Origin of the sequence: Microbacterium schleiferi (genome assembly GCF_038150145.1) — a bacterium.
GTDB classification, from domain to species: Bacteria; Actinomycetota; Actinomycetes; order Actinomycetales; family Microbacteriaceae; genus Microbacterium; species Microbacterium schleiferi_B.
In genome coordinates this window covers 67,816-81,158 of record NZ_JBBWSA010000005.1, presented here as the reverse complement: position 1 = coordinate 81,158, position 13,343 = coordinate 67,816, and the positions used below count along the sequence as shown (strand labels likewise).

13 protein-coding genes and 1 tRNA gene are annotated in these 13,343 nt (G+C 66.8%); 4 read left to right on the top strand and 10 right to left on the bottom strand.

Translation table 11 applies throughout. The annotated features are described in order from the left end of the window. The first annotated feature begins 51 nt into the window (after positions 1–51). Positions 52–657 (top strand): 16S rRNA (guanine(966)-N(2))-methyltransferase RsmD, encoded by a 606-nt coding sequence (gene rsmD, locus AADH62_RS06830; RefSeq protein ID WP_341578810.1) that lies wholly within the window; start codon positions 52–54, stop codon positions 655–657. Here the strand turns inward: rsmD and thiL are convergent. Continuing rightward, positions 627–1,610, bottom strand: coding sequence for a thiamine-phosphate kinase (thiL, locus tag AADH62_RS06825; protein ID WP_341578809.1), 984 nt, complete (start codon positions 1,608–1,610; stop codon positions 627–629). The two genes, rsmD and thiL, sit on opposite strands and share 31 nt — an antisense overlap. Positions 1,611–1,643: 33 nt before the next feature. Between thiL and AADH62_RS06820 the strand changes: the two genes are divergently transcribed. After that, a complete protein-coding gene (locus AADH62_RS06820) occupies positions 1,644–2,147 on the top strand; it encodes a DUF3515 family protein (protein ID WP_341578808.1) in 504 nt (167 codons plus the stop codon). 27 nt (positions 2,148–2,174) lie between these two features. Here the strand turns inward: AADH62_RS06820 and AADH62_RS06815 are convergent, their stop codons facing one another. The 7 genes from AADH62_RS06815 to AADH62_RS06785 all read right to left on the bottom strand — a co-directional run bounded on the left by AADH62_RS06815 (position 2,175) and on the right by AADH62_RS06785 (position 9,811). Beyond that, the gene (locus AADH62_RS06815; protein WP_341578807.1) at positions 2,175–3,263 is read right to left on the bottom strand and encodes a D-alanine--D-alanine ligase family protein; all 1,089 of its coding nucleotides are present in this window, start codon (positions 3,261–3,263) and stop codon (positions 2,175–2,177) included. Continuing rightward, positions 3,163–4,299, bottom strand: a complete 1,137-nt coding sequence (locus AADH62_RS06810) for an NAD(P)H-dependent glycerol-3-phosphate dehydrogenase (protein WP_341578806.1) — start codon at positions 4,297–4,299, stop codon at positions 3,163–3,165. The genes AADH62_RS06815 and AADH62_RS06810 overlap by 101 nt, the downstream gene beginning before the upstream one ends. After that, positions 4,289–5,053 carry a lysophospholipid acyltransferase family protein gene (locus tag AADH62_RS06805; protein WP_341578805.1) on the bottom strand — a complete coding sequence of 255 codons (765 nt, stop codon included), beginning with the start codon at positions 5,051–5,053 and terminating at the stop codon, positions 4,289–4,291. The genes AADH62_RS06810 and AADH62_RS06805 overlap by 11 nt, the downstream gene beginning before the upstream one ends. A 1-nt stretch (position 5,054) precedes the next feature. Next, positions 5,055–6,422, bottom strand: coding sequence for a UDP-N-acetylglucosamine 1-carboxyvinyltransferase (gene murA, locus AADH62_RS06800; RefSeq protein WP_341578804.1), 1,368 nt, complete (start codon positions 6,420–6,422; stop codon positions 5,055–5,057). A 69-nt stretch (positions 6,423–6,491) separates the two neighbouring features. Beyond that, positions 6,492–7,088 (bottom strand): 3-isopropylmalate dehydratase small subunit, encoded by a 597-nt coding sequence (gene leuD, locus AADH62_RS06795; protein WP_341578803.1) that lies wholly within the window; start codon positions 7,086–7,088, stop codon positions 6,492–6,494. Between the two features lies 1 nt (position 7,089). Next, positions 7,090–8,571, bottom strand: a complete 1,482-nt coding sequence (gene leuC / locus AADH62_RS06790) for a 3-isopropylmalate dehydratase large subunit (protein ID WP_341578802.1) — start codon at positions 8,569–8,571, stop codon at positions 7,090–7,092. Positions 8,572–8,707: 136 nt separating this feature from the next. Next, the gene (locus tag AADH62_RS06785; protein WP_331791509.1) at positions 8,708–9,811 is read right to left on the bottom strand and encodes a TerC family protein; all 1,104 of its coding nucleotides are present in this window, start codon (positions 9,809–9,811) and stop codon (positions 8,708–8,710) included. Between the two features lie 216 nt (positions 9,812–10,027). Between AADH62_RS06785 and AADH62_RS06780 the strand changes: the two genes are divergently transcribed. Continuing rightward, a complete protein-coding gene (locus tag AADH62_RS06780) occupies positions 10,028–10,585 on the top strand; it encodes a sigma-70 family RNA polymerase sigma factor (protein WP_331791508.1) in 558 nt (185 codons plus the stop codon). After that, positions 10,582–11,694, top strand: a complete 1,113-nt coding sequence (locus AADH62_RS06775; RefSeq protein WP_341578801.1) for a DUF4349 domain-containing protein — start codon at positions 10,582–10,584, stop codon at positions 11,692–11,694. Before AADH62_RS06780 ends, AADH62_RS06775 begins: the two co-directional genes overlap by 4 nt. Before the next feature lie 28 nt (positions 11,695–11,722). Here AADH62_RS06775 and AADH62_RS06770 read toward each other — a convergent pair whose 3' ends face one another. Beyond that, entirely contained in the window at positions 11,723–12,874 is a 1,152-nt protein-coding gene (locus tag AADH62_RS06770) for an AAA family ATPase (protein ID WP_341578800.1), read from the bottom strand. Positions 12,875–13,256: 382 nt separating this feature from the next. Next, positions 13,257–13,332: transfer RNA gene (locus tag AADH62_RS06765), tRNA-Glu, on the bottom strand. Positions 13,333–13,343: the final 11 nt, after the last annotated feature.

Sequence of the window (13,343 nt, the reverse complement as noted above, 5' to 3'; positions counted from 1 at the left end):
ATGCCGAGGCTGCGCCCGGGGCGGCGCCGTGCCGGTTTGTACAGTGGACGGGTGACACGGATCATCGCCGGCGCCGCCGGCTCCCTGACCCTCGAGGTTCCGGGAAGCGGCACGCGACCGACCAGCGACCGGGTCCGCGAGTCGATCTTCGGCTCGCTCGACGCCGCCGGCGCCATCGCCGACGCCCGGGTGCTCGACCTCTATGCCGGGTCGGGAGCGCTCGGACTCGAGGCGCTCAGTCGGGGCGCGACATCCGTCGACCTCGTCGAGAGATCTCCGCGGGCCGCGAGCGTCATCGAACGCAACGCCGAGCGGGTACGGCACGCTGCCGGCGGCGCATACCGCGTGCACCGAACCTCAGCGGATGCCTACCTCGCTGCCGCGCGCGAACCGTACGCGCTGGTCTTCATCGATCCGCCGTACGACCTGGGCGAGGAGGACCTCGCCCAGGTTCTGGGACTGCTCATCCCGTCGCTCACGCCGGATGCGATCGTCGTGACCGAGCGTGCCGCACGATCGCCCGAACCCGCTCTTCCGGCCGGACTCACGCTCGCGCGTCACCGCCGGTACGGTGACACCGCGATCTGGTGGCTCCGGTGCGCACCCAGCGTCGCTGACGCGGACGATCAACCGCGCGACGCATCCCAGTCGCGATAGGGATCCCACCCGCCGTTGCCCTCATAGCGGGCACCGTCGACCACGACCGGAGCCTCCCCGCGCTCCCGGACCATCCCGATGATCCGGAAGCCATCGGGCACGGCATCCGTCGTCGGGAATGTCGCAAGGAGTCCGTGGTCCTCGCCGCCGGAGAGCGCGTCGTCGGGGTGTGGACCGAGCGCCTCGCGGTGCAGGTCGAGGGTGACACCGGATGCCGCCGCCATGCGCCCGGCGTCAAGGACGAGGCCGTCCGAGAGATCCATCATGGCCGTCGCACCCGCCATTGCTGCCCGCACCCCGTCGGCGATGTGCGGTGAAGGCCGAAGCTGCGCGTCGAGCTCCCGAGCTTCCTCGCCCGTAAGACCGGACCGGTCAACCGCGATCGGGTTGCCGGCGGCATCCCGGAAGCGGTCGAAAAGCAGGCGCAAGCCGCGAGCGGCATCCCCCAGCTCTCCCGTGGCGGCGACGATGTCTCCGACCCGTGCTCCCGATCGACGCACCGCGGGGCGACCCTCAAGGGTGCCGAGCGCCGTCACGGCGATGGTGAGCACGTCAGACACGGTGAGATCGCCGCCCTCCACGACGCAACCCGGTGCAAGAGCTTCACACCCGGCGCGAAGCCCGCGGGCAAAGTCGACCACGAAAGAGACTCGGGTGGCGTCTGGCATCGCGAGGGCGACCAGAAGCGAGGTCGGGCGAGCGCCCATCGCTGCGATATCGGCGAGATTGACCGCCGCGGCCTTCCACCCGAGATCGAACCCGCTCGACCAGGCAAGGCGGAAGTCCGGACCGTGCACGAGCGTGTCGACCGTCGCGACGACGCGTCCGTCATCCGCGGTCAGCACTGCTGCGTCATCCCCCGGCCCCACCTCTGCCGCAGAAGGCCCGAGTTCGTTCAGGATCACTGACAGAATCTCGCCCTCGGAGAGCTCACCGACCGACGCATCCTGCATCGTCCCACGCTACCGCGGCGGTAGATTGGACGAATGCCTCGTGCCCGCCGCGCCATCGCCGTGCTGGTCGTCTGTGCGACGAGCCTGGTTACCCTCGCGGCCTGCAGCACAACGGTTTCGCTGCAGCCGGCGCCCGATGCGAACAACCCGCACTGCGCTGACGTGACGGTGCGGTTCCCCCAGACCCTCGATGGTTTCGATCGCCGCTGGACGGATGCCCAGGCGACGGGCGCGTGGGGAGTAGACGGCGGAGGCAGCAACATCATCGTCGCGTGCGGTGTCGCCGTTCCCGGTCCCACAACACTCCCCTGCTCAACGCTCAGCGGTGTCGACTGGATCGTTGACGACGCCGACGCACCGTATTACCGGATCACGTCTTTCGGCACCGATCCTGCCGTCGAGGTCTACCTTGACAGCGAGACCGTTTCGAGCGCGGAAGTTCTCGACGTGCTCGGGAACATCATCGTCGACACACTTCCCGTCAACGGCCTGCAATGCACTGACCAGGTCACCAGTTCCTCATCCGCAGAGGGCTGACCGCGCGGAGGCCTCGATGCGTGGCCGTCAGCTGCGAGCGAGGGCGGTATCCAGAAGGTCGCTGATCAACTCGGCGTAGGTCATTCCCGAGGCGATCCAACACTTCGGGAACATCGAGATCGGTGTGAAACCGGGCATCGTGTTCAGCTCGTTGACATAGATCCCCGCCGGAGTAAGGAAGAAGTCGACGCGCGCGAGTCCCCGTCCACCGACGGCATCGAAGGCGCGGATCGCCGCCGCCTGCAAGGCAGCGATCTCATCATCCGTAAGCACGGCAGGACACACGACCTCGGCGCCGTCGCCACCGAGGTACTTGCCTTCGAAGTCGTAGAACTCGCGTGTTGTCAGCACGATCTCGCCCGGCAGCGACGCACGCGCGGGCGCGGCTCCCGGCGTCTCGAGCACGGCTACCTCAATCTCGCGCCCGACGATGGCGGTCTCCACGAGCGCCTTGTCATCCTCGGCGAGCGCGAGCTCGACTGCGGCGTCGAACTCATCCCAGTCGTGAACCTTCGAGACACCGACGCTAGACCCGGCCCGTGACGGCTTCACGAAGTTCGGCACGCCGAGCGTGCGGGCAGCCTGCCGCGCAGCAGCGGGGTCCGCCGCCCAGGAATCGCGCGTGATCGTCACCCACGGCGCGACAGTCACACCGGATGCCTGCAGCACGATCTTCATGAAGTGCTTGTCCATGCACAGCGCCGAATCCAACACGCCGCCCCCCGCGTACGGGATGCCGAGTGTGTCGAGAAAGCCCTGGACTGTGCCGTCTTCGCCGTGGACTCCGTGCAGGATCGGCAGGACCACGTCGAGCGAGCCGAGCGTGTCAACAGTGCCGTCTGCGCGGCGAACGCGCAGCACACGATCGGCACCGCCCTCGGGCCACAGCACCCGGGTGCCGTTGTCGACGACGTCGGGAAGGTGGGCAGCATCCAGGGCGAACTTGTCGGGGTTGTCCTCCTCGAGGACGAAGACGCCGTCGCGGGTGATGCCGACCGGAATCACCCGGAACCGGTCACGATCGAGGGCCCGCAGCACCCCGCCCGCCGTGACGGAGCTGATCGAGTGCTCGCTGGAGCGACCGCCAAACAGCACCGCCACCGTCGCCTGTGCCATTCTGCGTCCTCTCACCCTGGGGTTCGTCGTCATCGGTTGTCAGGTGCGGCGCGATGTCCTTGGGGTTCATCGTGCCGTCCAGAACCATCTTCACCTGCTCCACGATCGGCATGTCGACACCGGCCTCCGCCGCAAGCGACAGGATCGGGGCGACGGATGCGAGACCCTCAGCGGTCTGCTCCATCTGCTTCACCACGTCCTGGAAGCTGTAGCCCTGACCGAGAAGACGGCCGGCCGTGTTGTTCCGGCTGAGCGGCGACTGGCAGGTGGCGATCAGATCGCCCAGCCCCGCCAGCCCCTGCAACGTCTCGGGGTGCGCGCCCTGGGCGACCGCGAAATCCGTCATCTCGACGAGCCCGCGCGTGATGATGGATGCTTTCGTGTTCTCGCCGTACCCCACCCCGTCGACGATCCCGATCGCCACGGCGATGAGATTCTTGAGCACCCCGCCGAACTCGGTACCGATGACATCGGTGTTCACGAAGGTCCGGAAGTACGCGTTCCGCGCGCGACGGGCGACAGCATCCGCGGTCTCCTGACTCCGGGAGGCGATCACCGCCGCGGTCGGTTGTTCCTTCGCGATCTCGAGGGCGAGGTTCGGGCCCGACGCGACCGCGATGAGATCGGGATCGCAGCGCAACTCCTGCTCGATCACCTGACTCATCCGCAGGCCGCTCTTGCGCTCGACACCCTTCATGAGCGACACGACGGGAACGCCGGCGTCGGCGATGAGGGGACGGATCGTCTTGAGATTCTGACGAAGCGCTTGGCTCGGCACTGACAGATAGATCTGCTCTGCTCCCGCGAGGGCCTCCTCCAGGCGAGAGGTCGCTGTCATGAACCGAGGGAGATTGATGCCCGGGAGGTAGTGGCTGTTGCGCTTGGCCTCCGTGATCTCGGCGGCAAGTTCAGGGCGCCGAGCCCACATCGTGACCTGGGCGCCACCGTCGGCGAGGATCTTGCCGAACGTGGTTCCCCAGCTTCCAGCACCGACCACCGTCACCCGAGGACGTGCGGCATCCGCTTTACGACTCAAGGCGCCCGGTCTCCTTCTGCCCGTGGGATGCCGGATCCCAGCGCTCGGCGGGCGGAGTCTGTTCGCGCAGCACACCCTCGAGACGGGCAATCTCGGCCATCAGGAGGTCGGTCGCCGCGACAAGGGCGGATGCCTCGCGGGTGCGTCCCACGAAAGCCGAGAGATCCAGCGGGTCTCCCACGAGAACGCGCACGCGCTTGCGAAGCGGCCACAGACTGAGCTTGCCGTAGCGCGGCAGGATGCGCTGCACGCCCCAGTGGGCGACGGGGATCAGCGGGATGCCGCCCTCCAGGGCCAACCGCACCGCGCCGGTCTTGCCGCGCATGGGCCACAGGTCGGGGTCTCGGGTGAGGCTGCCCTCGGGATAAACGATCACCCCGCGACCTTCCTCCACCAGATGCTCTGCCTGGGCCATGGTCTGCTTGGCAGAGCCGGCAGACGACGCCCGCGCAACGGGGATCATGCCTGTTGCCCGAAGGATCCCGCCGAGGACAGGCACGCGGAACAGGCTCTCCTTGGCCATGAAGCGCGGCGCCCGCCCCATCCCCCACACCGCTCGCGCGACGATGATCGGGTCGAACTCACTCATGTGGTTGGGCGCGAGGACGAAGGCACCCGCGCGGGGTAGCTTGTGCCCATCCTCGATGTCTACCCGCGCCACGATGCCCAGCAGCGGCACCACAATCGCTGCCAGCGGCCAGAAGAGACTCGGCCGCGTCTTCTCCGAGGAGGCTCGCGGTTTGGGGTCGCCCATATCAGCCGACGATATCGAAATCTGCGCCGAGTGCCGACAGCTTGGTGAAGAGCTTCTCGTAGCCGCGGCTCAGGATCCCGACGCCGCGGACGGTTGACTCGCCGTCGGCCGCCAGGGCCGCGATCAGGTGGCTGTAGCCGCCGCGGAGGTCAGGCACGACGACATCAGCGCCGTGCAGCGGTGTGGGGCCGGTCACGACAGCAGCCTGCTCCAGAGCGCGCCTCGGAACGCGACGGTACGGCGCATCCAGACCATCGGGGTGCACGACAATACTGGCGCCCATCTTGTTCAACGCGTCAGTGAACCCGAACCGGTTCTCGTACACGGTTTCATGCACGACCGACTCACCCTCCGCCTGCGTGAGCGCGACGATCAGTGGCTGCTGCCAGTCCGTCATGAACCCGGGGTGCACGTCCGTTTCGACGATCACGGGCTTGAGTGGCCCACCGCGACGGAACTGGATGCCGTCCTCGCGCACATCAAACCAGCCACCAGCCTTGCGGTAGATGTTCAAGAACGTCAGCATCTCCTGCTGCTTCGCGCCCTCGACGAAGATGTCACCGTCGGTCGCGAGCGCAGCCGACGCCCAGGACGCGGCCTCGTTGCGGTCGAAGATGCACCGGTGGTCGTAGCCGGAGAGCGCATCGACACCCTCGATGAGGATGACGCGATTGGGCTCGTAGGAGATGATCGCGCCCATCTTCTGAAGCACCGCGATGAGATCCATGATCTCGGGCTCGATTGCCGCACCCCGAAGCTCGGTCACACCAGCAGCGCGAACGGCAGTCAACAACACCTGCTCGGTCGCGCCGACACTCGGGTACGGCAGCTCGATGTTCGCACCGTGCAGCCCCTCCGGCGCCGACAGACGGATGCCGGTCGGCAACTTCTCGACGACCGCGCCGAACTGGCGGAGTGCGTCCAGGTGGAAGTTGATCGGACGGTCGCCGATGCGGCACCCACCGAGGTCGGGAATGAACGCCTCGCCGAGCAGGTGCAGCAGCGGGCCGCAGAAGAGGATCGGAATTCGGGAAGCACCGGCGTGGGCGTCGATCTCTTCCATGTGGGCCGAGACGGCATCCGTCGGATCGAGCACGAGCGAGCCCGGCTCTGCTCCGTCCGTGACCTTCACCCCGTGGACTTCGAGGAGGGAACGGACCACCCGGACGTCGCTGATCTGGGGCACATCACGCAGGGTGCTCGGAGAGTCGCCGAGCAACGATGCGACCATCGCCTTGGTTGCGAGATTCTTCGCGCCCGTGACGGTCACCCGTCCGCGCAGCGGGCGCCCGCCGCGCACCAGCAGCACCTCGCCGGTCGGTTCGGTGCCTGCCGCCTGCGCGGCTTCGTCGCTCAGAAGCGTCTTCATCCGGGATGGACCTCACTTATATCTCGGCACCGCGAGACCGATCGGGTCTGCTGATGCCTCGGTAGTCGGCTACGGAACGGGGAGGGTTCGCGGCCGCCAGGATGCGCGGCGCGACTCGAACTGCGTGATCGCTTCTTCGTTTCGCAGTGTGAGCCCGATATCGTCGAGCCCCTCCAGGAGCCGCCATCTAGTGTAATCGTCGATGTCGAAAGCGACCTGAAGGTCGCCAATCGTCGCGGTGCGCGCCTCGAGATCGACGGTCATCTGCACGCCCGGGTCGGCATCGATCACGCCCCAGATCGCCTCAAGATCGCTCTCACTGATGACGCCGGTGAGCAAGCCCTGCTTGCCCGAGTTGCCGCGGAAGATATCCGCGAACTTGGGGCTGAGGACCACCCGGAAGCCATAGTCACGCAGCGCCCAGACGGCGTGCTCACGACTGGATCCGGTGCCGAAATCGGGGCCGGCAACGAGGATGGAAGCGTTCGCGAAAGTCGGCTGGTTCAGGATGAACTCGGGGTCCTGACGCCAGTTGGCGAACAGCGCATCCTCGAAGCCGGTCTTCGTGACGCGCTTGAGGTAGACGGCGGGGATGATCTGGTCGGTGTCGACGGCCGAGCGCTTCAGTGGAGCGACGACACCGGTGTGGGTGACGAACTTGTCCATGTCAGGCCTCCGCTCCGCTTGTCACGACCGAATCGCTGATCTCGATCGGGTCGAGATCGCTCGGGCTCGACAGCGTGCCTCGCACTGCGGTCGCCGCCGCGACCAGGGGCGACACCAGGTGGGTGCGCCCGCCCTTGCCCTGGCGACCTTCGAAGTTGCGGTTGGAGGTCGACGCGCACCGCTCACCGGGAGCCAGCTGGTCGGGGTTCATGCCCAGGCACATCGAGCACCCGGCAAACCGCCACTCTGCGCCGAAATCGGTGAAGACCTTGTCGAGACCCTCGGCCTCTGCCTCCAGCCGGACGCGGGCAGACCCCGGCACGACCATGACGCGCACGCCCTCCGCCTTGGTACGGCCCTTGATGATGGATGCGAAAGCGCGGAGGTCCTCGATGCGGCTGTTGGTGCACGATCCCATGAAGACGGCATCCACGGCGACATCCTTCAGCGGTGTGCCGGGAACCAGATCCATGTACTCGAGGGCGCGTTCGGCGGCGGCACGTTCGTTCGGGTCCGTGAACGACTCAGGCGCGGGAACGCGGTCGCTCAGCGAGACGCCCTGGCCGGGGTTGGTACCCCAGGTCACGAAGGGCTCGAGCTCGTTCGCATCGATGAAGACCTCAGCGTCGTAGACGGCGCCTTCGTCGCTGGGAAGGGTGCGCCAGTAGGCGACCGCGTCGTCCCAGTCCTGCCCCTTAGGGGCGTGCGGACGACCCTTGAGGTATGCGAACGTCGTCTCGTCGGGGGCGACCATTCCCGCGCGGGCACCGGCTTCGATCGACATGTTGCAGATCGTCATCCGTCCCTCCATCGAGAGGGCGCGGATGGCGGAGCCGCGGTACTCGAGCACGTAACCCTGGCCGCCGTTGGTGCCGATCTTCGCGATGACGGCGAGGATGATGTCCTTGGCGGTGACGCCGGGCTTCAGCTCGCCCTCGACCGTGATCGCCATCGTCTTGAAGGGCTTGAGCGGCAGCGTCTGGGTCGCGAGCACGTGCTCGACCTCGCTCGTGCCGATGCCGAACGCCATGGCACCGAAAGCGCCGTGGGTCGAGGTATGGGAGTCGCCGCAGACGACCGTGATGCCGGGCATCGTGAGGCCGAGCTGCGGTCCCACGACGTGGACGATGCCCTGTTCCTTGTCGCCGAGCGAATGCAGGCGCACACCGAACTCTTCGGCGTTGCGACGCAGGGTTTCGATCTGGGTGCGGCTGGTCAGATCGGCGATCGGCTTGTCGATGTCGAGCGTCGGCGTGTTGTGATCTTCGGTCGCGATCGTGAGATCAAGACGGCGCACCGGACGCCCCTCGGCCCGCAGGCCATCGAAGGCCTGCGGGCTCGTGACCTCGTGCACCAGGTGCAGATCGATGTAGATCAGGTCGGGCTGGCCGTTCTCGCCCTTCACTACCAGGTGGTCGTCCCACACCTTTTCAGCCAAGGTACGGGGGTGATCGGGAATGCCGACGTCAATGGATTCGCTCATGAGCTCTTTCGTTCCAGGAAAGTGTGGTTCAAGCCCGCGACGAAACTCCGCGACGGGGATGGCCTGAGAACTAGGACCCGTCGCGGCCGCTAAGAAGGAGGCGAGCGATCCGCATTCGCTCAGACTACCACCGGTGTCAGGCGCGCTCGTCGGGGCTCTCGGTCGGTGCGGGGGCGTCCACCGTCGAGGGCGTGCCCTTCTCCTGTGCGACGACGGATGCCGCATCCGCCGCCCCCGCGGGCTCTACCTGGGCCCCAGCTCGACGCTCGCGCGAAGACGCCAGGAGGCTTGCCCCGGTGGCGACGACCATCGAAATCACGATCACGCCGAGCGACATGAGCGTCGAGATCTCAGGCGCCCAGTCGATCGGCTCTCCCCCGTTGATGAATGGAAGCTCGTTCACGTGCATCGCGTGGAGGAACAGCTTCACGCCGATGAAGGCGAGGATGAAGGCGATGCCGTAATGCAGGTAACGCAGACGGTCGAGCAGATCGCCGAGCAAGAAGTAGAGCTGGCGCAACCCCATGAGGGCGAAGATGTTCGCGGTGAACACGATGAAGGCGCTCTGGGTGATTCCGAAGATCGCGGGGATCGAATCGATCGCGAAGATGAGGTCGGTCACGCCGATCGCGACGAACACGATGATCATCGGCGTGAACATCCGCTTTCCGTCGACCGTCGTGCGGATCTTCGCGCCGTCATAGTGGTCGCTGATGTCGACGGTGCGCCGCACCAACCGCACGACGAAGTTCTCCTTTTTCACGTCTTCGTCATGGTCCGCGCCGGGGAAAGCCTGTCGGTACGCGGTCCACACGAGGAACGCTCCGAAGATGTAGAAGACCCAGCTGAAGTTCTCGATGATCGCGGCGCCGGCGAGGATGAACAGTCCCCGCAGGATGAGAGCGATGATGATCCCCACCATCAGCACTTCCTGCTGATACCGGCGCGGCACCGCGAACTGACTCATGATCAGCACGAAGACGAACAGGTTGTCGATCGACAGGCTGTACTCGGTGAGCCACCCGGCAACGAACTGACCCGCATATTCGCCGCCGGCGATCAGCCACATGAGGCCCGCGAAGATCAGCGCGAGGGTCACATAGAAGACAACCCACAGGGTCGATTCCCGCGTCGACGGGATGTGGGGCCGCTTCAAGATGATGAGCAGGTCGGCCACAAGGATCAGCGTCAGCGCGACGAGCGAACCGATCTCGAACCAGAGCGGGAGGGTGAGATCCACGGGAGCCTTTCGCGGCAGGAGGGCATTGCGGTCACCGAAAGTCTCTCCCCCGCGTGTCGCGGTGCGCGCCCGGGGCAGTCGGCCCGTGATGACGAACGCGCAAGAACGGGATACTCCCTCTCGCCGCTCCAGGATACGTGAGACGAATGGCCGGATGCCGACACTGAGCGAGTGAGAGACAATGAGGCGCGCCGATGGACGGTGCGAGGGGTAGCGATGACCGATGCAGTGACCACGGGTGACGCCGAGCTCGTCGCCCGCGCCGCCGGCGGCAGCGAGCAGGCCTTCCGCATGCTCTATCGGGCCTACGTCCGACCGGTGTACTGGATCGCCCACCGTCTCCTCGGCGATTCCTCGGATGCCGAGGATGTCGTTCAGGAGACCTTCGTCGTCGCATGGCGCAAGCTTCCGGAGCTCGATCTGGCGTCGGAGTCGCTGCTGCCGTGGCTGGCGACGATCTGCCGATTCCAGTCGGCGAACCGGATGCGCGCGCAACGGAAAGACCGCGATCACACCGGGCCCGTCGTGGATGAAACCATCCCGGCGACGGTGGACGTCGAGCAGCAGGTGATCGACCAGGAGTACCTCCGCCTGATCGCCGCAGAGATCGCCACCCTCTCGGACACCGACCGCGAGATCCTTCGCCTATGCGCTGCCGAGGGCTACGCGTACAGTGCGGCAGCCGAACAGCTCGGCATCCCGCACGGATCGGTCCGTAACCGTCTCTCCCGCATCCGCACGCGTCTGCGGACCGTTGCCAAGGAGAGCACATGAACACCGAAAACCCCCAGCCTTCCGGCGCGGACCGACTCCCGGAAACCGAGACACGCCCCGCCCTTCCGCCGCTTGACGATGACCGCGTCGCAGTGATGGAAGACCATGTTTTCACGGCCATCGAAGGTGAGCGTGCAGCATCCGTTCGCCGTTCCGTGCGGCGCGGCCGGGTATGGATGACGGGAGCAGCAGCTGCGGCGGTTGTCGCACTCGCGGCCATCATCTCGCCTGCCGTGCTCAGCGGACTGAGTGCGAACGAGAGCGCGGACAGCGGCATGATGTCAGCCGACATGTCCATGGATGGCGGCATGTCGGGCGGCGAGATCGCGCTCACGGACGGAGCGGTCGTCGACAGTTCGGGCGGCGCCAAAAGCGCGGAATCGGCAGTCGACGACTCCGGCCGCTCGATCATCGCCTCCTCATCTGCAACAGTCGTCGTCGACGACGTGCGCGCCGCCGCAGACCAGATCGCGGCGGGAGCTGACGCGCGCGGCGGGTACGTCGAGTCGATGAGCATTGGATCGGGATACACCGGAATGCCCGTCGACCTGGCAGACCCCACCGTCGCGGTGACCAACGGCTGGATAACCGTGCGCGTACCCGCCGATGAGCTCACTGCCGCCATGGCCGACCTGGAGCAGGTGGGTGAGGTGACGGCATCCTCGATCGACCGGTTCGATGTCACCGACCAGGTCGTCGACCTGCAGGCGAGGGTGGATGCCGCACAGGCGTCAGTCGACCGCCTGGTGGAACTCATGGCGCAGGCGGGGTCGGTGTCGGACCTGATCGCCGCCGAGTCTGCGCTCGCCGAGCGGCAGGCGACGCTCGAGTCCTACCAGCAGCAGCTCGAGACGCTCGAGGACCAGGTCGCGATGTCGTCGCTGAGCGTGTCACTCACCGTGCGTCACGAGGCTGTCGACGCCAACCCCGCGGGGTTCTGGGACGGCCTGGTGGCCGGCTGGAACGGTCTGGTCGCAACGCTCAACGGCATCGTTGTTGCGCTCGGCTTCCTCGTCCCCTGGATTGCCGTCGTCGCGGTAGTCGGCGGGCTGGTCTGGGGAGTCGTCGTTCTGGTTCGCCGGCGACGCAGCCCGGCTTCGGAGGACTGACTCGCGGGCACCGCCCGCTCGCGGGCGATCAGCGCGTGGGCCAGACCCACGCAGGAGCGTCGAGCGACCCCTGACCTCGAAGTCGCGTCTCCCCGCCTGTTTTCTCCAGCGTGTGAACCGTCGCGCCGGACCTCTCCAGCGCGTCGACGAGCGTCTTCGAGTGCGAGACGACGATGATCTGGGATCGGGTCGCCGCATCCGTGAGCATCGCCGCGAGTGGCTCCAGGATGCTGGGATGCAGGCTGGTCTCGGGTTCGTTGACGGCGATGAGGCTCGCGGGCCGTGTGCTCATGAGAGCCGCCACCCACACGAGGTAGCGCAGCGTCCCGTCGGACAGCTCGGGCGCAGACAGGGGCCGCAGCATCCCCGGCTGTCGCAGCGAGAGTTCGAACCTCCCCGCGTGGTCAGTGACGACAAGCCTGCTGCCGGGGAACGCGAGCTCAATCGCTGCGTCGAGTGCGTGGGGATCACCCTGCTCCCGGATGGTCTGCAGCGCCGAGGCCAGATCGCTCCCATCGGACGCCAGGATCGGAGTCCGTGTGCCGATGGCGGGACGTCGAGCGGGAGCGTCAGCGTCAGTACGGACCGCGTCATAGAAACGCCAGTCGCGCAGGCCTGAGCGAAGGCCCAAGACCTCTGGCGCGGCATCCATGTCGCCGAATTCCGCCAGCATGCTCTCCCACGGTGCGAGCCCTCTCTGCGCCATCTGCCAACCGGCGTCGGTGCGAACACGGTAGATCGCGCCGCGTCGCTCGCAGACGAGCGAGCCGTTGCGAAGCACCGACCCACCCCAGACGGCCTCGGCCTTGATCTCGGGGTCTGCCCAGAACATCGTTGTGGCGGGGATCGGGATGCCAAGATCCATGGCGTAGCCGAAGCCTGCGGCATCCGACCCGAAACCCAGTCGCAGCGCGATCGGTCCTTTCCGCACCGTGCCCTGCACGGGACCGCTCGTCGGTGCGCCGGCCTCAGGCCCGGCCCACAACGTACCCGGAAAACCGCCTTCAGCGGCGAGGGCACGGATGGCGCCTTCCCGCGCCGCGGCCCCCAGCAGACGCAACGAGCGATACAGGCTCGACTTTCCGCTTCCGTTCGCGCCGGTTACAACCGTCAACGGCGAGAGCGGCAGGACCAGGCTTCGGATGGAGCGGTAGCCCTCGATTGCCAATGTGGTCAGCACGGCCGCCAGCCTACGTCGGCGCTCCGACGCTCTCAGGCAGAGGCAGGATGCTTCGCATGGACTTTCCGAGGTAGGAGGAATCCTGGGCGTAGGACGACTGAGCCCTCAAACGTCCTACGCCCGCGAGTTCGCCTACCTGCGAGATTCATCCGCAGAGGGCGCCGCTGCGCGAACAGGCATCCCGAACGCACGAAAGCCCGGTACGAGACCGGGCTTTCGTGTGTTGGTGACCCCAGCGGGATTCGAACCCGCCGCCACTCCGCGAGCCGCTGCGCGCCTCGCGGAGCCTCCGGCGGCGTGGGCCCAACCCGGATAAGTTGCGAGACAACAACAGGCATCCCGAACGCACGAAAGCCCGGTACGAGACCGGGCTTTCGTGTGTTGGTGACCCCAGCGGGATTCGAACCCGCGTTACCGCCGTGAGAGGGCGGCGTACTAGGCCGCTATACGATGGGGCCGCAAGACAACC